This is a genomic window from Arcobacter ellisii (assembly GCF_003544915.1).
In the GTDB taxonomy this organism is placed as follows: domain Bacteria; phylum Campylobacterota; class Campylobacteria; order Campylobacterales; family Arcobacteraceae; genus Aliarcobacter; species Aliarcobacter ellisii.
In genome coordinates, this window is the sequence record NZ_CP032097.1 from 1,300,318 (window position 1) to 1,320,611 (window position 20,294).

21 protein-coding genes are annotated in these 20,294 nt (G+C 25.8%); 12 read left to right on the plus strand and 9 right to left on the minus strand.

The window, feature by feature from the left end:
• Window position 1 precedes the first annotated feature (1 nt).
• On the minus strand, window positions 2-1,753 hold the full coding sequence (locus AELL_RS06670) for a Na/Pi cotransporter family protein (RefSeq protein WP_118917197.1): 1,752 nt from the start codon (window positions 1,751-1,753) through the stop codon (window positions 2-4).
• Between the two features lie 6 nt (window positions 1,754-1,759).
• On the minus strand, window positions 1,760-3,871 hold the full coding sequence (locus tag AELL_RS06675; protein WP_164967237.1) for a methyl-accepting chemotaxis protein: 2,112 nt from the start codon (window positions 3,869-3,871) through the stop codon (window positions 1,760-1,762).
• Between the two features lie 102 nt (window positions 3,872-3,973).
• Between AELL_RS06675 and AELL_RS06680 the strand changes: the two genes are divergently transcribed.
• From AELL_RS06680 to AELL_RS06695, 4 genes are all read left to right on the plus strand, one after another.
• A complete protein-coding gene (locus AELL_RS06680; RefSeq protein ID WP_118917199.1) occupies window positions 3,974-4,636 on the plus strand; it encodes a response regulator transcription factor in 663 nt (220 codons plus the stop codon).
• The gene (locus AELL_RS06685) at window positions 4,626-5,477 is read left to right on the plus strand and encodes a sensor histidine kinase (RefSeq protein ID WP_118917200.1); all 852 of its coding nucleotides are present in this window, start codon (window positions 4,626-4,628) and stop codon (window positions 5,475-5,477) included. The genes AELL_RS06680 and AELL_RS06685 overlap by 11 nt, the downstream gene beginning before the upstream one ends.
• A gap of 66 nt (window positions 5,478-5,543) precedes the next feature.
• Window positions 5,544-6,473, plus strand: a complete 930-nt coding sequence (locus tag AELL_RS06690) for an SPFH domain-containing protein (RefSeq protein ID WP_118917201.1) — start codon at window positions 5,544-5,546, stop codon at window positions 6,471-6,473.
• Window positions 6,451-6,891 carry an NfeD family protein gene (locus tag AELL_RS06695; RefSeq protein ID WP_118917202.1) on the plus strand — a complete coding sequence of 147 codons (441 nt, stop codon included), beginning with the start codon at window positions 6,451-6,453 and terminating at the stop codon, window positions 6,889-6,891. The genes AELL_RS06690 and AELL_RS06695 overlap by 23 nt, the downstream gene beginning before the upstream one ends.
• Window positions 6,892-6,921: 30 nt before the next feature.
• Here AELL_RS06695 and AELL_RS06700 read toward each other — a convergent pair whose 3' ends face one another.
• The 4 genes from AELL_RS06700 to AELL_RS06715 form a co-directional block, all read right to left on the minus strand.
• Window positions 6,922-7,365 carry a NifB/NifX family molybdenum-iron cluster-binding protein gene (locus AELL_RS06700; RefSeq protein ID WP_118917203.1) on the minus strand — a complete coding sequence of 148 codons (444 nt, stop codon included), beginning with the start codon at window positions 7,363-7,365 and terminating at the stop codon, window positions 6,922-6,924.
• Between the two features lie 111 nt (window positions 7,366-7,476).
• On the minus strand, window positions 7,477-8,610 hold the full coding sequence (gene cydB, locus AELL_RS06705) for a cytochrome d ubiquinol oxidase subunit II (protein ID WP_118917204.1): 1,134 nt from the start codon (window positions 8,608-8,610) through the stop codon (window positions 7,477-7,479).
• 1 nt (window position 8,611) lies between these two features.
• Window positions 8,612-10,138 carry a cytochrome ubiquinol oxidase subunit I gene (locus tag AELL_RS06710; RefSeq protein ID WP_118917205.1) on the minus strand — a complete coding sequence of 509 codons (1,527 nt, stop codon included), beginning with the start codon at window positions 10,136-10,138 and terminating at the stop codon, window positions 8,612-8,614.
• A gap of 11 nt (window positions 10,139-10,149) precedes the next feature.
• Window positions 10,150-10,362: a DUF4492 domain-containing protein gene (locus tag AELL_RS06715; RefSeq protein WP_024774370.1), complete on the minus strand. Its 213-nt coding sequence runs from the start codon at window positions 10,360-10,362 to the stop codon at window positions 10,150-10,152.
• A gap of 104 nt (window positions 10,363-10,466) precedes the next feature.
• Between AELL_RS06715 and AELL_RS06720 the strand changes: the two genes are divergently transcribed.
• Window positions 10,467-11,051: a DUF134 domain-containing protein gene (locus tag AELL_RS06720; RefSeq protein ID WP_118917206.1), complete on the plus strand. Its 585-nt coding sequence runs from the start codon at window positions 10,467-10,469 to the stop codon at window positions 11,049-11,051.
• Between the two features lie 43 nt (window positions 11,052-11,094).
• Here the strand turns inward: AELL_RS06720 and AELL_RS06725 are convergent, their stop codons facing one another.
• Window positions 11,095-11,436, minus strand: a complete 342-nt coding sequence (locus AELL_RS06725; protein ID WP_118917207.1) for a NifB/NifX family molybdenum-iron cluster-binding protein — start codon at window positions 11,434-11,436, stop codon at window positions 11,095-11,097.
• A gap of 509 nt (window positions 11,437-11,945) precedes the next feature.
• On the opposite strand from AELL_RS06725, the gene AELL_RS06730 reads away from it, so the two are divergent.
• The gene (locus AELL_RS06730; RefSeq protein ID WP_118917208.1) at window positions 11,946-12,296 is read left to right on the plus strand and encodes a hypothetical protein; all 351 of its coding nucleotides are present in this window, start codon (window positions 11,946-11,948) and stop codon (window positions 12,294-12,296) included.
• Window positions 12,297-12,315: 19 nt separating this feature from the next.
• Here AELL_RS06730 and AELL_RS06735 read toward each other — a convergent pair whose 3' ends face one another.
• Together AELL_RS06735 and AELL_RS06740 are read right to left on the minus strand one after the other, a co-directional pair.
• Window positions 12,316-12,744 carry a DsrE family protein gene (locus AELL_RS06735; protein ID WP_118917209.1) on the minus strand — a complete coding sequence of 143 codons (429 nt, stop codon included), beginning with the start codon at window positions 12,742-12,744 and terminating at the stop codon, window positions 12,316-12,318.
• 95 nt (window positions 12,745-12,839) lie between these two features.
• Window positions 12,840-14,000, minus strand: coding sequence for a TsoY family (seleno)protein (locus tag AELL_RS06740; RefSeq protein WP_118917210.1), 1,161 nt, complete (start codon window positions 13,998-14,000; stop codon window positions 12,840-12,842).
• Between the two features lie 142 nt (window positions 14,001-14,142).
• Here AELL_RS06740 and AELL_RS06745 point away from each other — a divergent pair, with 142 nt between their 5' ends.
• The 6 genes from AELL_RS06745 (at window position 14,143) to exbD (ending at window position 20,261) form a co-directional block, all read left to right on the plus strand.
• Window positions 14,143-14,988, plus strand: coding sequence for a hypothetical protein (locus AELL_RS06745; protein WP_118917211.1), 846 nt, complete (start codon window positions 14,143-14,145; stop codon window positions 14,986-14,988).
• A gap of 113 nt (window positions 14,989-15,101) precedes the next feature.
• Complete coding sequence (locus AELL_RS06750; RefSeq protein ID WP_118917212.1) at window positions 15,102-15,806, plus strand: peroxiredoxin; 705 nt, start codon at window positions 15,102-15,104, stop codon at window positions 15,804-15,806.
• Window positions 15,807-15,929: 123 nt separating this feature from the next.
• On the plus strand, window positions 15,930-18,038 hold the full coding sequence (locus AELL_RS06755; RefSeq protein ID WP_118917213.1) for a TonB-dependent receptor: 2,109 nt from the start codon (window positions 15,930-15,932) through the stop codon (window positions 18,036-18,038).
• 9 nt (window positions 18,039-18,047) lie between these two features.
• Complete coding sequence (locus tag AELL_RS06760; protein ID WP_118917214.1) at window positions 18,048-19,481, plus strand: 4Fe-4S binding protein; 1,434 nt, start codon at window positions 18,048-18,050, stop codon at window positions 19,479-19,481.
• Window positions 19,478-19,903: a TonB-system energizer ExbB gene (exbB, locus tag AELL_RS06765; RefSeq protein WP_118917215.1), complete on the plus strand. Its 426-nt coding sequence runs from the start codon at window positions 19,478-19,480 to the stop codon at window positions 19,901-19,903. Before AELL_RS06760 ends, exbB begins: the two co-directional genes overlap by 4 nt.
• Window positions 19,884-20,261 carry a TonB system transport protein ExbD gene (gene exbD / locus AELL_RS06770; protein WP_118917216.1) on the plus strand — a complete coding sequence of 126 codons (378 nt, stop codon included), beginning with the start codon at window positions 19,884-19,886 and terminating at the stop codon, window positions 20,259-20,261. The genes exbB and exbD overlap by 20 nt, the downstream gene beginning before the upstream one ends.
• Window positions 20,262-20,294 lie beyond the last annotated feature (33 nt).

The window sequence follows — 20,294 nt, forward strand, 5'->3', positions numbered from 1 at the left end:
ATTATTTGTTTCCTATCTCTTTTAGTAGTGTATTGTTAAAAAACAATATACTTGCCATTTCAACAAGTTTTTTCTGAATAGAATAAACAGTTGCACTATCATTGATAAGTGAAGTTGCCATTGTTGCTTTGATTTTATCTTCTCTGATTAAAGCGTCAATTTTCCCTGATTTTAATAAGTCATTTGTTTTAAGAGTTGATTTTATAACTTCCAATTGTGTAAGTTTCTCAAGCTCTGTTTCTTGACTATCAAGTAAATTTATATCAATTAAAATAGCTGCTAACTCTTCTCTTAGTAAATTATACTCCTCTTTTATATATTCATTTCTACTTTTTAGATAAAAATTTAGATTTTTTTGAATATCTCTTGTATCTTTTAATACTTCTACAATAAGTTTTGCACATCTTTTTATATCAGCAACCTCTCTTTGTTGAGAACTTGTCATATTTTCTTGTGCAAAAGAAGAGTATTTTATGATTTCACTATAAATAATTTTTAGATTTGTATGATAAATCTCATCAATATTTGTATCAATTTTTGAAACTTCTTTTGATATTTGAAGTTTTAAATCTTCTTTTGTTTTTAAATTACTTGTATGTAAATTTAAAGCATGAAGCATTGCTTTTTGACAATTTTCATATAAACTTATAGTCTCTTTTCTTATTGAAACAATTGCTGTATCTGGAATTGTTAAATTTGAATCTAATAGGTATTTAGGTCTTGATGCAGCTGAGATTTTCGTTTTAATTAATTTTTTTGATAAGTTAACTATTTGATTTATAAAAGGAGATAATAAAATAATTCCAAATAAACTAAATATTGTATGAAACAAAGATAATTTCATAGTGTAATTATTTTCACTAATACCCAAATAAGGTGCTAAAAAATCGACTAAATCTTTAAATGAATAAATAAATGTAGTTATAATAATTGCTGTAATAACATTGAAAGTAAAGTGAGCAAAAGCAACTCTTTTTCCATTTTCATTTGAAGCCAATGAAGCAATAATTGCAGTAAAAGTTGTTCCAACATTTGCTCCAATTGCTAAAGCTAAAGCATTTATATATATGATACTTCCAGCACTTAAAGCTGTAATAATAATCGCTAAGGTTGCAGCACTTGATTGAATAACAACCGTTGCAATTGCTCCTATTAGAATATAAACAATAATTCCTAAAGCTCCTTCCATAGAATAAGAAGCTAAATCAATTGAATTTTTTAATGTATCAAATCCATCTTTCATATAAGAAATACCAAGAAAAATAAACCCTAAACCCAATAATACATTTCCGAGTCCTTTATAACTGTTATTTTTAAAAAATCGTAATAGTACTCCAAAAAGAATCATTGGCATTGCATAAATTGAAATTTTTACATCTACTCCTAAACTTGAAACTATCCAAGCTGTTGTTGTACTTCCAAGATTTGAACCAAAAATTATTCCAATTCCTTGAACTAAAGTTATTAACTCAACAGATAAAAATGAGATAACAACTAAAGAGATAATAGATGAACTTTGTACAACAGATGTTGAAAGAAATCCAGTTAAAATGGCATAAAAGGTGTTGCTTGTAAACTTTTGAAGCAATTTTTCTAAAATTCCTCCCGATAATAGTTTAAAACCATCTTGCATAAAAAACATACCAATTAAAAAAATTGCAATTCCAGATAGAATCACAGTTAAATTTTCCATAGAAATTACAAAATATGCAATAACTAAAAATAAAATAGGTACAAATAATTTTTTAGTCATAATTCTTTATCTTTTTTCTTGAATTTTTATACTGTTTTTTCCATCGAACTCTTTTTCATCACTATTTTTTACTATTTCAATTGCAATATTATTTGTCTCTTGTGCAATTTGTTGAGTAGTTGAAGAGATAGTTGCTATTTCTTGAGTTTGTTGGTCTAGTTGATTAATAGAACTATTTATTTGCTCCATTCCTATTTGTTGTTCTTTTGATGCAGTTGAAACACTATTTATTAAATTTACTGTATTTTGAATATTGCTATTTAAAGTTGCGTATCCTTCTATCATATTTGAAGCTATTTCTTTTCCAATATTTGCTTTTGATGTTGCATTTTCAACTAATATTTTAATTTCACGTGCAACTTCAGCACTTCTACTTGCAAGATTTCGTACTTCAGCAGCAACAACAGCAAATCCACGTCCTGCTTCACCAGCAGTTGCTGCTTCAACAGCTGCATTTAATGAAAGAATATTTGTTTGGAAAGCAATTTGGTCAATTAGAGTAATTGATTCATTTATTGCTATAACTTGTGCATTTATTTCATCCATTGATGTAGTTGTTCTATTTGCTAACTCTTCACCAGTTTTTAAAGCAGAAATTACATTTTTAGAGTATTGTGACATTTCATTTATATTTTGACTATTTTTAGCAATAGTTGATGTGATTTCTTCAACAGCAGCAGCTGTTTCTTCTAAAGAAGCAGCTGTCGTATTTGCATTTTGAGTTAAAAATTTAACATTATCTACTAAAATATGAGCACTATTTTGTAAATTTAAACCTATAGTTTTACTATCAACTAACATTTTTGTAATAGTATTTCCAACTTGATTTATATTTTCACAAAGTTCTAAAATATCACCTTTAACTAATTTTGTATTTACTCTTTTTGTATAATCATAATTACTATAATTTTTTAATACTTCTAAAATATTATTTATATTTGAACTTAAATTTTCAAGCATTAAATTGATTACATTTTTTAGTTCATTTAACTCATTTGAGTTTGAATTTGTCACAATTCTACTACTTAAATGACCATCTTTTATATCATTTGCAACTTTTGTTGCATCATCAATCAATGCTTTATCTTTTATGATATTTTCTTGAACTTTGATTATATTTGAGTTGATGATTTTAGACATATTTCCAAATTCATTATCATTTTTGTCATCTAAAAGATTTATATTTTTTGTTTCATTATTTAAAAATGCAAAAAACTCTCCTAACCCTTCTTGAAAAGTTGATAAAGATTTATTGATTACTCTACTAATATATAAAAGAGCAATAATAATAAATAAAGCGATAATTATGATTATACTATAAGAATAAAATACTATTTTATCGTGTAATTCAACTATTTTTTGACTAATTCCTGTAGTTAAAATTTCTTGAGATTTTGCACATTTGTGAACAATATCTCTCATCTCTTTCATCATTCCAGAATTTTCATTAAAACCTTTTTCTTTTTCAGAAGTTACAAGATTCAAAAAATCTGTTTTATAACTAGAAATTAAAGGTATTATCTCTTTATATTTTTCATCTTTTTCAAGTTTTATAATAATTTTATTAAAATTCTCTACATATTTTTCATCAAGTCTTAGCATAAAATCTTTTTCTTGTTTTCTTAAATCATAAACTGTTGCAAGTAGATAATTATCATTTGATTTTTTTGCAAATTCTTGAACTAAATGTACACTATTTCTTAGTGAACCATATAAACCATTGTCCTCTTTTAATCCTATTTTTTGTTGTAGATTAACAATTTTTGTAAAAATTGTAGAGTAATCTTTTATAATAGTGTTGTAGTTATTTAATTTCGTTTTATCTAAATCAAATAAGTCAAAATTAGTATCTAACGTTGAACTAATTTTTTGAATATTTGATATGTTTTCATTAAATTTTTCAAGATATTTTAAATCTTTTCTTGAAAGAAAATCTTTTTCATTTTTTCTTAATTCCAACTGTTGAATCTCTAGTTTATTAATTTGTGTACCAATATTTTCAATTTCACTGATTTTATTTATAGAAAGAAGTTCTATAAATAAAATTAATACAAATGATAAAGAAATAATAATTGATAGACTAATTAATTTTGTTTTTATTGATATATTATCTAGCATAATAAAGCCTTTTTTGTAATTCTTATTAATAATCATATCGAATTATCAATTATTTAACAAAAAGTAAATATAATCAATCAACAATAAATGTAAGGAAGGACTTTGTATAAGGTTTTAGTTTTAGAAGATGATGAACTTTTTGCATCAACAATTGAAGATTTTTTAAGTGATGAAGGTTTTATTGTTGATATTGCATATGATGGAGAAGAGTGTTTAAATCTAAATTATGAAAATAATTATGATTTATATATTTTTGATATTAATGTTCCAAAAATAAATGGACTAGAACTCTTATTGAACTTACGAAAAAGTGAAGACAACACTCCGACAATTTTTTTAACTTCTTATAAAGATAAAGATACTTTACATGATGCTTTTTTAAAAGGTTGTGATGATTATTTGAAAAAACCAGTTGATTTGGATGAACTTCTTTTACGAATGAAAGCATTACTAAAAAGAAATAAAAAACAGTTTGAAATTATAAAACTGACTGAAACTTTAACTTTTAATCCTTTAAATAAAAGACTTTATGAAAATGGTGAAGATTTGAATTTACCTGTAAAAGTTTTAGAACTAATGGAACTATTTATTGAAAATAGGGGAGAAATAGTTACTAAAGATATGATAATCGCAAAATTATGGGCAACAAGCCAAGAGTATAGTGAAGGTTCTATCAGGGTTTATATAAATCACATAAAAAAACTTTTTGAAAATAAAGACTCTATTTCAAATATTAAAGGTATAGGATATAAAGTTGAATTCTAAAAAAAGAGATTTTTTAATCTCAATCTCTATAATCTTCACTTTTTGTTTGGTGATTATTTTATATTTAAACTATTTTTTTATCTCTAAATTTGGTCTAAATCAGGATAATTTTATATATATAATTGTTCCTTTGATTATTTTAGGTTTGGCAATTTTTTTAAGTTTTTCAATCTCTATTTTAAAACCACTGTTTAAAAGTGATGAGAAATTGGAACTAAGTATTAAAGAGACTATTCATGAATTAAATATTCCTGTTTCTACTATAAAAATGAATACTCAACTTTTAGAAAAAACAATCAAAGATGAAAAGAGTTTAAAAAGATTAGAAAGAATAAAACAAGCTAGTAATAATCTTTTGAAATTGTATGAAAATATGGAATATAACATCAAAAAAGAGATAGACAAAATAGATAAACAAGAGTTTTTTCTTGATGAAATAATAAAAATTTCAATTGATAAATTTGATGATATTAAAAAAGATACTAAAATTTTAGTTGATGTGCCAAATGTCACAGTTAAAAGTGATATAAATGGTTTTATAAAAACAATTGATAATCTAATTTCAAATGCTATAAAATATAATTTAAAAGAAAATCCAATAGTTGAAATATCTTATAAAAATTCTATTTTATCTATTTATAATAGTGGCGAAAAAATAGATACAAAAAATCTATTTATAGTTTTTGATAAATATTTCCAAGAAAATCCTTCTAATGATGGATTTGGTTTAGGACTTGCTATGGTAAAAGAGTTTTGTGACAAAAATAAGATTTTAATCAACATAGAAACTACTGAAAGTGGAAATAGATTCAATCTAAATTTAAAAAATATAATTATTTAAAAGGTCTACTTTTAAAATAAATTATAATATTATTGTTGAAAGTTTAAATTAAAAAAAGGAAATTCAATGGAAACAAGTATGGTGTTTGCAATTGCAATAATATTTTTTGCTTTAATAGTCATTGTAAAAGGTATAAAAATTGTTCCTCAATCAGATTTATATTTGATTGAAAGATTAGGAAAATTTAACAAAGTATTACATGGTGGTTTTCATATAATCATACCAATAATTGATAATGTAAGAGCTGTTCTTACATCAAGAGAACAATTAGTTGATATTGCTAAACAATCAGTTATTACAAAGGATAATGTAAATATTTCTATAGATGGGATAGTTTTTTGTAAAGTAGATGATGCAATGCAAGCAACTTATAATGTAGTTGATTTTAAAAATGCTATTGCAAATCTTGCAATGACTACATTAAGAGCTGAAATTGGTGGAATGGATTTAGATGATACTTTATCAAATAGAGAAACTTTAAATGCAAAATTACAAAGTGAACTAGGAAGTGCAGCAACAAACTGGGGAATTAAAGTAACTAGAGTTGAAATTTCTGATATTTCAGTTCCACAAGAAATCGAAAGAGCTATGAATATGCAAATGGAAGCTGAAAGGGAAAAAAGAGCTATTGAAACAAAAGCAAGAGCTGATAAAGAAGCAGTTATTAGAAAAGCAGAAGCATTTAAACAAGAAGAAGTTTTAAAAGCAGAAGCAATTGAGCGAATGGCAGATGCAAGAAGATATGAGCAAGAACAGCTTGCTGCAGGTCAGCAAGAAGCAATGAGACTTATAAATATCTCTATGATGGAAAATGAAAAAGCTGCAGAATTTTTACTTGCAAAAGATAGAATTGCAGCCTTTAGAGCATTGGCTGAAAGTAATTCAACTGATAAAATGATTTTACCTTATGAAGTAGCTCAAATGATTGGTTCAACTTCTGTTTTAGGAGATGCTTTTTTCAAAGGTGTAAGTAATGGAGCAACAAATAATGCTTAGTGCCGTTGATCCTTATATTCTATTAGCAATCGGTGTTGCTTTAGTAGCTTTAGAAGCTTTAATTGCCTCTTTTATACTTATTTGGTTTGGGATAAGTTTTATTATAGTTGCAGTAATTAGTTATTTTGTAGTATTTTCAGGTGCAGTTTGGCAGTTAGCAACTGTATCGTTGATTTCAATTATTTTGATTTTAGTTTTGAGAAAAAAAGTTGTAGAGATTTTTTTGAAATCAAAAGTTGAAGTTTCTGATGATTATTTAAACGAAAAAGGAATAGGAGAAATCAAAAACTCAAAAGTTTTTTATAAGGGAACTTATTGGGATATTGATTCCCAACTTGATGAAAAAGAGTTTATTGAAGGTGAAAAAGTAGAAGTTTTAAAAACTTTTAAAAATAAAGCAACTATAGAAAAAAGATAGAAACAAAGGTTTCTATCTTTCTTTATTTTTTTAGTAATGAATGTTTCTTATAAAACTTTTATATAAAGGTCTTTGTAGTTTATCCTCTGGTTTTTGATTTGTTTTTGAACAATTTTTAGAATGATGATTATCCTCTTTTAAAAGAGTATGAAAATTTTTATTAGTTAATAGAGTTAAATCTCCATCTGCATATTTTATAATTACATCTTTTAATTCTATTCTTTCATCACCTGCAAAATATACTTTTAATCCTTTGTTTAATAGGGTTTCAAAAGGTTTTTCTCCTAAGTGAGAAGTAATCAATACCTCTACATTTTTACTTTTTAACCAATTTGCAACAGCTTTTCCACCCATTTGTTCATTTTTTAATATTTCAATTTTGTTAATTTCTATAAAAGCAAAATATTTTGCTTTTCCAAAAAGTGTCGATACTGCTGTATTTTCTTTATTTGTTTTTACTGGTATTGCAATCATTTTATCTCCTTTGTTGCATTTTTATATGAAATTTTATATCCAAGATATATAACCACCGGCCATAAACTTAACCAAATTAATTCACTTAAATATTCCATTTTTTCTAACCTTTTAATAATTATGTGAATCTTTAGATTCAATCTCTTCTTTTGTAATTTTTACTTTATCCATACTGTACCAAGCATAAGTTATATATGCTAATACAAAGGGAACCATCAATGAAACATAACTCATAACCATAAGAGTATAGTGACTTCCTGAACTATTCATAATTGTTAAACTGCTTTGTAAATCAGTAGTTGAAGGATAGTAAGCTGTATTGTTTAATCCCACATTTAATAAAATCGCCATTACAGTTAATACAATTCCTACTCCACCTGTTTTGATGCAACAAGTTTTTTTAAATGTAATAGTTACAAATACAGCTATAATAACCATCAAGACACCAATTAAGAACATAACTAAAACAATGGGCATATCCATAAAGTTTTGAAAATACTTTAATCTTTCTATTTCTATAAAACTATTTTCGTTTATTGTATATCCATCTTTTGTAAGAATCCATAACATAAATCCTAAAAAGAAAAATAAAAAGAAAATCATATTTATTTTGATTGAATTAACTGCTTTGATTCTTATTTTTTCATAATCTATATTATTTATAAAATATAAAGCTCCACTAATCTTTGCCAAAAATACAAGTGCAAAGCCCAATAAATAGTTATATGGATTAAGAAGTGCTTCAAGGCCTCTTAAAGAGTTTTGCCAATCTACAAAGTTGTTTGAATCAACTATGAATTCGCTTCCACTAAAAAAAGTACTAATTGCTACTCCTAATAAAAATGTCCCAATATTTCCATTTATTTTTAAAAACATTTCATATGTTTTTTGTCCTAAAAAATTGTTTGGTTTAGTTCTGTATTCATAAGAAACAGCTTGAATAATAAAACAAAATAGAATGCTTAACCAAACCCAATAAGCTCCACCAAAACTTGTAGCATAAAATAGTGGAAAGGCTGCAAATAAAGCACCACCAAATAAAACTAAAGTTGTAAAACCTAATTCCCATTTTCTTCCTATACTATTTATTAGCATAGTTTTTTCAGTCTCATTTTCACTTAATTTATCTATTAAAGTTTGCCCACCTTGAACAAACATAATAAATACAAAAAATCCACCTAATAAAGATATTATTATCCACCAATATTGTTGAAGTGTTATAAGTTCTAAGTTTTCAAATCCCATATTAGTGACCTCCATTTGGACCAATTTTTATCTGTTTTGTCATAATTTTTATTTCTGCTATTAATAAAACAGTAAAAAGTATGGCAAAGATAAAAAAGCTAATCATTACATTTGTTGTTGCTATTTTTGTAGCTGCAATTCCAACAGGCATTAAGTCTTGAATAGCCCAAGGTTGTCTTCCTACTTCAGCAACTATCCATCCAGCTTCACTTGCAATATATCCTAAAGGAATACTAAAAAGTGCTGATTTTAAAACAATTGGATAGTTTAGAATCTCTTTTTTTGTTAATAAAAATAAAACTAAAGCAAACAGTATTGTAAACCAAGTTCCAAGTCCAACCATAATATGGAATGAATAAAATGTAATAGAAACAGGAGGAATAACATCTTCTTTATTTTTAATATGTCCATAACCAAAATATTTCATATTTTCATCAAGTAAAATTTTTGAATTATTTAATAATGATTCATTTGAAGTTTTTTTAGCCTCTTTATAAGATTCCAAAGCTTCAATGGCAATTTTACCTTTTTGCATTTTTTCTTCTACACTTAAAATTCCTCTTTCTTCATTTCCATAAACTAAATCTTTTATTCCAGGAACATAAGCATTTATATCATGGAAACTTAAAAATGATAAAGCATAAGGAATTGTAAAATCAAATAAAAAAGTATTTTCATCATTTGTTATTGTTTTTTCTGGATTTAATAAACCAAAAGCTACAATTCCAACTTTCTCTTCTCCTTCGTATAAACCTTCCATGGCTGCAAGTTTCATAGGTTGTTTAAGAGCAACTTGATGAGCTGATTCATCTCCACTTAAAATCAAAAATATTGAAGTTATAAGTCCAAATGTAGCCCCAATAATCATAGATTTTTTAGCAAATAAAATATCTCTTTTTTTCAATAAATACCAAGCACTAACTCCTATAACAAAAAGCGAAGCTAAAACATAACCACTTCCAATAGTGTGTAAAAATTTACTAATAGCAACAGGAGAGAGTAATACATCCCAAAAATTATTCATCTCATTTCTTACCATATCTGGATTAAATGTCATTCCAACTGGATATTGCATCCAACCATTTGCAACAAGTATCCATAAAGCAGATAGATTTGAACCAATGGCAACTAACCAAGTTGATAATAAGTGAAATCCTTTACTAACTTTTTCCCAACCAAAAAACATTACAGCAAAAAAAGTACTCTCCATAAAAAAGGCTAAAATTCCCTCAACTGCAAGTGGAGCTCCAAAAATATCTCCAACAAACCAAGAGTAATTTGCCCAGTTTGTACCAAATTCAAACTCCATTATTATTCCAGTTGCAACTCCTATTGCAAAGTTTATTGCAAATAAACCCATCCAAAATTTTGTAGTTTTTTTCCAAAATTCATTATTTGTTTTTACATAAATAGTTTCCATAATAGCAACAATGAATCCAAGTCCCAAAGTTAATGGAACAAAAATCCAATGATACATTGCTGTTAGTGCAAACTGAGCTCTGGACCAATCAACTAAATGCTCTTCCATTTCTCTTCCTTTTAATTTTCTTTTGTTAGATTTTTATATACAAAATCAACTTTCTCTTCATATGTCTTATATTCAGTTTTGATAGATTTATCATGGATAAAATAGTTAAGAAAAACTAATATAACTAATAATTTTATTAATATGATTTTCCATAATGTTTTGCCAATAGTCATATTTTTAAAACCATTAAGATAAAAAGAGTAAATATTTTTAATATTCAACATAAAATCTCCTTTTGTTGACATATGTTCAAAATGATAACACTTTAATGAACATATGTCAATAAAAAATCAAGAAAATTTTGATATTATTTCAAACAAGGATAAAAATGGGTAGAGATAAAAATAAAAGAAATTTAATATTTAAACCGGCATTTAAAGATTTTATACCAGAAAATAAACCATTTACTGGTGTTACTGTGTTGTTAGATGAAGAGATGGAAGCTATTTATTTAATGGATGTTTTAAATTTATATCAAGAAGAAGCAGCTATTAGTATGGAAGTTTCAAGACCAACTTTTACAAGAATTCTAAAAAATGCTAGACAAAAATTAACAAGAGCTTTAGTTTATGGAAATAAGATTTCTATTCAAGATGACAATTTAGGTTATATTGTAGCTTTATGTTCTTCAAGTTTAGAAAATTTTGAATCAATTTTAGCAACTGATAAATATGTATTGATTTATAAAATCCAAAATAATGAAATTAAATTATTGGATAGTTTTGAGAATGAAGTCTTTTCCAAAAAATTAAAACCTGCTATTGTTTTACCGCAAATATTAATGAAATATAAAGTAAATATATTTTTATCTACAAGAATAGGGGAGGGATTAAAAAATTCACTCTTTGCAAAAGGGATACAAGCTATTGAGAAACAAATTGATAAAAAAGAGGATTTGATAAATTTAGTTTAGTTTTTTAATTCAAAAGAAGTAGAAAAAATCTACTTCTTTAAAATCATACCTTCTGATATAAAAAACTTAATTTATTTAAAATAGGTAATTCCCCATCTGCATATTTTAATAATATTTCATCAATTTTGATTTTATTTTCTTGCGAACAATATACTTTTATACCATTATTTTTTAATGTATAAAAAGTATTTTCTTTTAAAGCAGAAGAAATTAAAATGTTTACATTTTTGTCTTTTAGCCAATTAGCTATCTCTTGCGTATCTTTTTGTTCATTCTTTAAAATCTCAATTTTATTATTATTGATTAAAGCAAAATATTCTGCTTTTCCAAACTCTTCTAATAAATTACTGTTCTCTTCTTCACTTTTAACTGGTATGGCAATCATTTAATCTCCTTTGTTGCACTTTAATCTATATCCAAGATATATAACAATGGGCAAAAGACTTAACCAAGTAAGTAGTATAAAAAGCTCAAGCTATTTTTAGCCCATACTAATGCTTTTTTGTTCCAATAAATAAGTAACACCAAATAAAAAAGTTTGTATTCTAATCTAAGATTTTTTCTAATTTTAATTATTTTGATTCACAAAAGGAATCTTGATTTATAAGTCTCAAGGGCTTATATAGCCAACTCTCTTTTAAGTATTTTTTGTTTACTTATCTTCTTTTTTAGTCTAATTTTTTTAAACTAAACCTTTAATTCTAGTAACAAAAGCATTAATATAATCATACTCCAAAAAAGATAAAGTTTGTACAAATATAACAAAAAAAATGAGATATTAAATTAAATTTGTTATAATTACAACCTAATATTTATATAAATAATCATTTAACATACTAATAAATAGGATATCTTTATATAAAATAATAAATATTTTTGATTTTGGGTTTTTTTATGGAATATATAGGAGATATATTTTTTTCTTTTGTTATTTTTATAATTGCATATATAATCTTCAAATTTGATTTCTCTAAAAAATTAGCAAGAAAAGGAATCATTGAAAAAGATTTTAGAGGATGTTATATTTTAAAATATCCAAAACATGCAGAACTACATAATAAAGATGTTATTTATAAGATAGATATGGATAATTTTTTTAAATTAAATCCAAAATTAAAAGGAAAAATTCCAGTTATTGAAAGACCTGATTTAGATGTCACAAATCCAAATGCAAAAAAAGAAGAGTTAGAAGAGAGAAGAAAAATAAGAGAAAAATATGCTATTAAAGATTTAGAAATGGAGTGAGTTTTACTCACTCTATTTTTTAGTAGCTTAAGTTTTGATAATCTTTATCTAATAATTTTTTAGCAACTTCATCTGGTTTTGCTACTGTAATTCCTTCTAATAAAACAGATTCATCTTTAGAAGCATTTGGTAAATAAAGAGGACAAACCTGAACTTTAGCACCTTGTTTAATTAATGCTTGAAGCATCATTTTAGGTGATTTATCTTGAGGTTTTAAAATAGGACTTTCCATTCCTTTTACAGCTAAATCACCTGCATTTGAACAAAGAGTCATATTAACTTCTTTATTCTGTTTTAAAGTCATCATTGATAAAACCATTCCCATTATTTGTGTTTGAGCATCTTGTGATGTTATAACAACATTTAAACCTTTTGCCATATTATCACTTGCAAAACTCGCTGTTGATAAAAGTAAAGAAGATAATAAAACTAATAAACCTTTTTTCATATTATAAATCCTTATATAAAATTGTTTTAATATTATAATTAAAACTTATCAATTTTAGATAGTTTTAACTTATAATAAGATAAAAATTATCTATTTTAAAAAGAAAACTTTTTATAAAGTTTGAAAAAATAGATAATAGTTTTTATTTGAATATAAATAAAAGGAATCATCAAAATAAAATATGCAATTGAATATTTTGAAATGATTTGATTATATGCTAATCCAAAATTTATAAAAAACATACCAAAAACAAAAAAAGCAACTCCTGGACAAATCAAAGCAAATGAAACAGCTGATTTTTCAGTTGATTCTATATATTTTTCAAAATAACCCATTTGTTTCATAACCATGTACCCTAAAACACCAAATATGATTTGTAAAGATAAAATCGTTGATGTAAATACAAAAAGTGATGATTTATTTAATGGTGTTGAATAGTTGTGTTCTAAACCAAAAGATATTCTTACAAATGTAATTCCAAGTAGAGTTAATATTGGAATAATAATCCAAATAGATGGAGCTGCTTCTAATCCTAAACCTTTTTCAAACATATTTTTAAAACCAATTGTAAGTTTTATTAACATTAATAAAATAGCAAGGGAAGCAAAAAATAAAGCTCCAAAAATACCAATTGAGTTTATAATTAAATTATGACTCATAGCCCCTGGTGCTGCAAAGCCAACTGCAACCATTGAAAGTGCAAATATAGAAATCATTTGAGATAAATTATTGTTTTTAGAAAAATCAAAATCCCCTTTGATTAGAAGTCTTGAAAAATATTCAAAAAATATTTTCAAAGAAAAATAACCAGTTGTTATAAACCCAATTAAAGCAAAAGGGAACAAATATTCAACAACTCCCCAAAGACCAGGAATAAGAACCGCTCCTAAAACAAAACATACATTTATTGTCATTGTATATGTCAAAGGTAGAGTCATAAGGGTAATTTGTGCATTTGAGTTTTTTAAATCTTCATAAGCTTTAGTTTTTTTATACATAAAATATTGTTTTGTATTCCAAACTAATAATTTAAAATGTAAAAAAGCAAAGGCAATAATAAATACTAAAGAAAAAGAGATTACAAAAGATAACCAATCCCCTTTTAATAAAGCTGGCATAATAAAATCATAAGTTGCCATTGGTGTATTTGGATGGGGAACTAAAAACATTAAATACATAAAAAATGAAACACTTAATCCTCCTGCTCCAAGAGAGGATAAAAAGCACATTGGTGAGAATTTTTCTCTTAAATTCATATATAAATCCTTAAATTTTTTTCTTTATAGTACATTAAATTATATTAAAAACTTATGAATAAATTATTATATTAACTTATATGCAACTAAGTTGCATATAAGTATTTTTTGTTAGAATTCAAAAAAAATTTAAAGGAAAATAATGAAAAAAATATTAGTGACAACAGCACTTTTAAGTTCTTATTTATTAGCAAATAGTGAGATATCTACATATTATACATACAAAGATTATGATAATTCTAAAACAAAAACAGAAGGAAAAACTTTAGATTATAGGTTTTTACATAATTTTCAAAATTCTGAATTAACAATAAATTATGAAGATAGTTTAACAAAAAGAGAAAATGAACTAACAAAAATAAAAATGACTTCTCTTGAAATTGAAAAGTTAAGTATGAAATATCTTTATCATATAAGTAATGACTTATCTATAAAAACCTCTTTTATAAATATTGAAGATAATTTAGCTCCAACAGATAATGGAAAAGTTTATGGATTTGGATTTAATAAAAATATAGATAATAGTAATCAAATAAAATTAGACACTTATTTAAGTGATTATGAAGATTTTAATGTTAATCAATATGATTTTACATTTATAAAAAAATTTAGATTTGAGAATATTAATTTTCAAGCCCAAACAGGAATAAAATATATAGATATAAATGGAGAAAAATATCAAAATTATATTTTAGAAGATAATTATTATATGAGCTATTTTTTAAATCTTAATGCAAATTATAATGGCTTTATTTTAGGTTTAGGAGTGATAAATGGTGATAGATTATTCTCAGTTCAAGAAGATGGTTTAAAAGTAGAACATCATGCTTTAGAACAAAATAAAACTTATTTAGTAAGTTTAGGAAAAAAATTTCAAAATATAGATGTAATAACTAAATATATCTATTCTAATTCAAAAGAATTACCTGAAAATAGAGATGATGTTAGTTCTAAATTTTTTACATTTGGATTAAATTATAATTTTTAATTATGATAAATTTATAAATATATTTTATAATTAAGTTAAGTTTAATAAATAAAGATATAGAATTCTTTTTATCAAAGGAAAAATATTATCCTTTGTAAAATAAAGGAGTTTTTATGGCTTGTGATACAGGTGCAAAACCAATTGAAGAAAAAGAAATAGTTTTAGATAATGAAAATAATAATGAAATAAAAAAGGAAAAAAATATGAGTTCAAGTTTAGTTTTAAGAAAAGTTCCAGAGTTCAAAATGGATGCCTATGATTCAAAAACAGGTCACTATGTAACTGTAAGTAGTGAAGATTATAAAGGTAAATGGCATGTAGTTTGTTTCTATCCAGCAGATTTTACATTTGTTTGTCCAACAGAAATTGCAGCAATGAATGCAAAATATGATGAGTTCCAAGAACTTGGTGTTGAAATTTTAGCTGTATCAACAGATACTAAATTTTCTCATAAAAGATTTGTTGAAACTGAACCTTTATTAAAAGGATTAAAATTAACTATTGGTGCAGATACAACAGGTGCTGTAAGTAGAGCATTTGGAGTTATGATTGAAGAAGAAGGATTAGCACTTAGAGGAAGATTCTTAATCAATCCAGAAGGAACTGTTGTAGCTCAAGAAGTTCAAGCGCCAATGGTTGGAAGAAATGTACATGAGTTTTTAAGACAAGTAAGAGCTTGGCAACATGCAAGTAAAACTGGTGAAGTTTGCCCAGCTGGTTGGGTTCCTGGTAAAAAAACACTTCCAGTTAATACAGATGTTGAACAAATGACAGGAAGAGTTGGAGATTATATCACTATTGAAGAAATAATGTCTTAATTTTTAGTTTATCTCAAGAATTTTCTTGGGATAACTTTCCTTCTAATTACAAATCTAACAAAAAATTAACAAAAAGTTAACAGAGTAGTTCTATCATTTCAAAAACTTATTTGAAGGAACGAAATGAGACTAAAATACTCGATATTTGCCCTAATTGCATTAAATGCAAATTTTTTATCTGCTGAAACAATAAACTTAGAACAGATGTCTGTTACTGCTACAAAAGTAGAAAAAGCCACAAAAGAGATAAGTGAAAGTATTGCTGTTGTAGATGAAAAAACTATCGAAGATAAAAATATCTTAAATATTCAAGATGCTCTACAAAATATTCCAGGTGTAATAGCTGAATCTTCATCAAATAGTCCTAGTCCAAGATTGATTATTAGAGGTGCTGGATTAAAAGCTAGATATGGTGTAAGAGAAATTATGGTGATGAAAGATGGGGTTCCTATGACTGATCCTGATTCATTTACAAGATTTGATTTTATTGATATGCAAGATGTTTCGAGTATTGAAGTTCAAAAAGGACCTGGTTCAATTAATGCTGTTAATTCAACTGGTGGAGTTATTCAGTTAATCACAAAATCAGTTTTTGATGAAGATAAAAATAGTATTAAAGTTGGTGTTGGAAACGATAATCAAAAAAATGTAAATCTAAAACTAAGAGGAGCAATTGATGAAAACGATTTTGCTTCATTTACTTTTAGTTCAAGAAAAATAGATAACTCTTGGAGAGATAATAATGAGTTTGATACTACACAAGCTACTTTAAAGTATGGTCATATTTTTGATGATGAATCAACAATCGAAAATGAACTTTCATACACTGAATCAAATCTAAATCTTCCTGCTTCTATGACAAGAGAAGAGTTTGAAATTTTTAAACAAACAGGAAAACAACATGACACTTCAAATCAATGGCAAAATAGTGCAAGGGATTCAAAAATAGTATCTTTAAATAGTAAATATGAGAAAGAAGTTGGAAATATTACATATAAACCAAGATTTTATTTTAACTCTTGGGAACATTATCATCCTGTAACTGGACTTATAAATGATAGTGATGACAATAAAGTATTTGGTACAGATTTAGAGTTTAATGCAGCTCATAAACTGTTTTCAAAAGATGCAATGTTTGTTGGTGGTGTAACTTTGAAAATGGATAAAACAAATGATTCTAAAAAATATCAATATAGAGATATTCAAACTCAAACTGTAACATCTGGTTGGCCACCTTCAAGTGTAACTCAAATAGTAAAAACTTTATCAAATGAAAAAGGTCTTTTAGCTGGAACGGAAGACTCTCAAACTTTGCTTTATGGAACTTATTTAATGGAAAGTTTCAAAGTAACTGATAAATTAGGTTTTGATATTAGTGCAAGAGTTGATAAACTAAAATTTGATATAGATGGAAATGAAATTACTACTTATGATTATTCAACAAAAAGTTATAAAGCTGGTATTGGTGAGTATGCTATTGATAATTCATTTACTTTATTATCAGGAAAAGTAGGTTCAACTTATGCTATCACAGACAACACAAATATTTATGCTTCAATTGCAGGTGCAAATCAAGCACCAACAACAAGTGAACTAGGAGAAAATGAAGATTTAGAAAAATCACAAAGTGTAAACTATGAAGTTGGTTTAAAAACTAGAACTGATGATTATTCTTCTGATTTAGCACTTTTTCAAAATTTTGTAGATGATGAGATTATTCAAATCAAAGATGCAAATGGAGATTCTATTTATGATAATGCGGGAAAAACTGATAAAAAAGGTTTAGAGTATAACTTAGCTTATGATTTAACTTCATCTATTCAAGTAGGTGGAGCTTATGCTTATAGTAATTTTAAATTTGATACTTTTAATGAATCAGTACGAGGAAGTTTAGTTTCAAGAGATGGAAACTATATGCCATTTATTCCAAAAAATCAATACTCACTATTTGCAGCTTATAATTTAGCAAATGGCTTTAAAACAAGAGTAACTGCAAGAACTTATGGAAGTTATTATATGGATAATGCAAATACTCAAAAATATGAAGGTTATGATTTAATTACAGATTTTATGGTTGGATATGAAAAAAATAGCCACAATATTCAATTAAATATCAATAACTTATTTGATAAATATTATGCTTCTGAAGCTTCAAAAGATGTTTATGGAATTGAGTCATATAAAGCTGCAAGTCCTAGAATGACAATGCTTACATATACATATAAATTTTAGGAAATAATCATGGTAAATTTTGTAAAAAGAGATAAAAATGATATTTTTGGAATGCCTATTTTAAATATCATTTTTAAAAATAGGATATTTCAAAGAGTTGTTCAAGTTTTAGTTTTAACAGTATTTGTTTATGCAATCTATTTTGGTTTTATAAATCCAACAAAAGAGAAAAATCTTTTTACAACTGGACTTTTTTGGGGACTTTTTTGGCCATTTTTTATGGTTACGACTCTTTCAACATTTGGAAGAGTTTTTTGTGGAGTTTGTCCCCATGGATTTATTGGTAAGTTTATTACAAAAGTTGGATTAAAAAGAAAAATTCCTCAAAGTTTAGCAAATCCTTTTATTGGAGTATTTTTACTATTTTTTGGTTGGTGGGCTACGTATTATATGTATCCTGAGTTTTTCAAAATACCTTATGCAACAGCACTTTTATTTTTTATTATGACTATAATAGCTGTAGTTTTTTATTATATTTATGATGAAATGGCTTACTGTAAATACATTTGTCCAATTGGAACTATGACAAAAGTTTTTTCAAAAGTTGGGTTTACAAAACTTGAAACTTATAAAGAACACTGTTCTAGTTGTAAAACATTTGATTGTGCAACAGCTTGTAGTTATAACTTAAAACCATTTACTTTTGCAAAGAAAAATTCTATGGAAGATTGTACTTTATGTATGGATTGTAGCAGTGCTTGTGAAAGTGTGGCTTTTAAATTAAAAAAACCTTCAAGTACTCTATTTGATAAGTTTAAAACATCAAAAGCAGAAGTTTGGGCATTGATTTTTATAACAGCAGCTATTAGTATAACTATGGGATTTCATCACGCACTTGGAAGAAGTGCAATAGTTGAAGAGTTCTTTTGGACAAAAACAGCAAGATATTTTGAATCATTTGTAAATTTTGGCACTATTGACACAGTTGGGCTTTTTGCATTTTTATATGCAGTATTAATTTCGATAGTTTTAAGTGTTGGTGGTATGTTTATAGCTTCAAAGATTTTAAAAGTTAATTTTCAAACTACATTTTACACTTTAGGATATGCTTTTGCACCACTATTTATAATAGGTGGATTATCACATATTGGGGAGTTTTTCTTTTATTCTTATGCTTCAAATATCGTAAATGGTTTTAATCAAGCTTTTTATTTAGGGCTTGAATTTATGCAACCACTTGCAAGTAGAAAAGATGAGTGGGTTCATATTTTTAAAGTTTTTAATCATATTGGTTATATTTGGGCTTTTGTGTTGATGATAAATAGATTTAAACTAATAGAGAGCAAAACTATTTTAAAAGTTTTTGCTTTTCCTTTTGCCTCTGCTCTTATAATTTTTTATATGAGTCTAAATTTTTATACGGGTTATGTATTTAAAACTTATGGTGCAAATATGGGTGGACACAATCACAAAAATCATCAAATGAATATGGAAAACAAATGAATATAGAAGTTCTAAAAAATCTTATAGATTATGGAGTTATTGCTCTTTTATTGTTTATGAGTTTTATCTCATTTTGGTTTTTTGTTGAAAGAATAATCTTTTATAAAAAATTAGATGTAAAAAGTTTTAAAAATAAAAAGGCTTTAGATATAGCTTTAACAAAACATCTAACAATCATAGGAACAATTGCTTCAAATTCTCCATATATTGGACTGCTTGGAACAGTGTTGGCTATTATGCTTACTTTTATGTCTATGGGAAATGGAGATATTGATGCAGCAAAAATTATGAGTTCATTGGCACTTGCTTTAAAAGCAACTGCTATTGGACTTGTAGTTGCAATAATTTCTCAGATTTTTTATAATATTTTAGGGCGTTATGCCGAAGTTTTGGAGAGTTTGTATGAAGTTGAAGAAGTATGACTCTATAAACGTAATACCATTTATTGATGTATTACTTGTTTTATTAGCAATAGTTTTATTAACTTCTACCTTTATTACAAGAGGGATTATTCCAATATCTTTACCAGAAGCTTCAAACGCAAATACTCTAAAAGCAAATAAAGAGATAATTATAGTTATAAAAGAGGATGGAACTCTATTTTGTAATAATAATATAGAGGGTTTAAAGAATATAGAAGAACATATTTTACAATTTCCCAAAGATACGCCAATACATATAAATAGCGATAAAAATTCAAAATTTGAAATTTTTGTATCAGTTTTAGATATGTTAAAAAGATACGAATATTCAAACATCTCAATAGTGACTGAAAAATGAATAGATATTTCAACTCGTTTTTAATAACTTTAG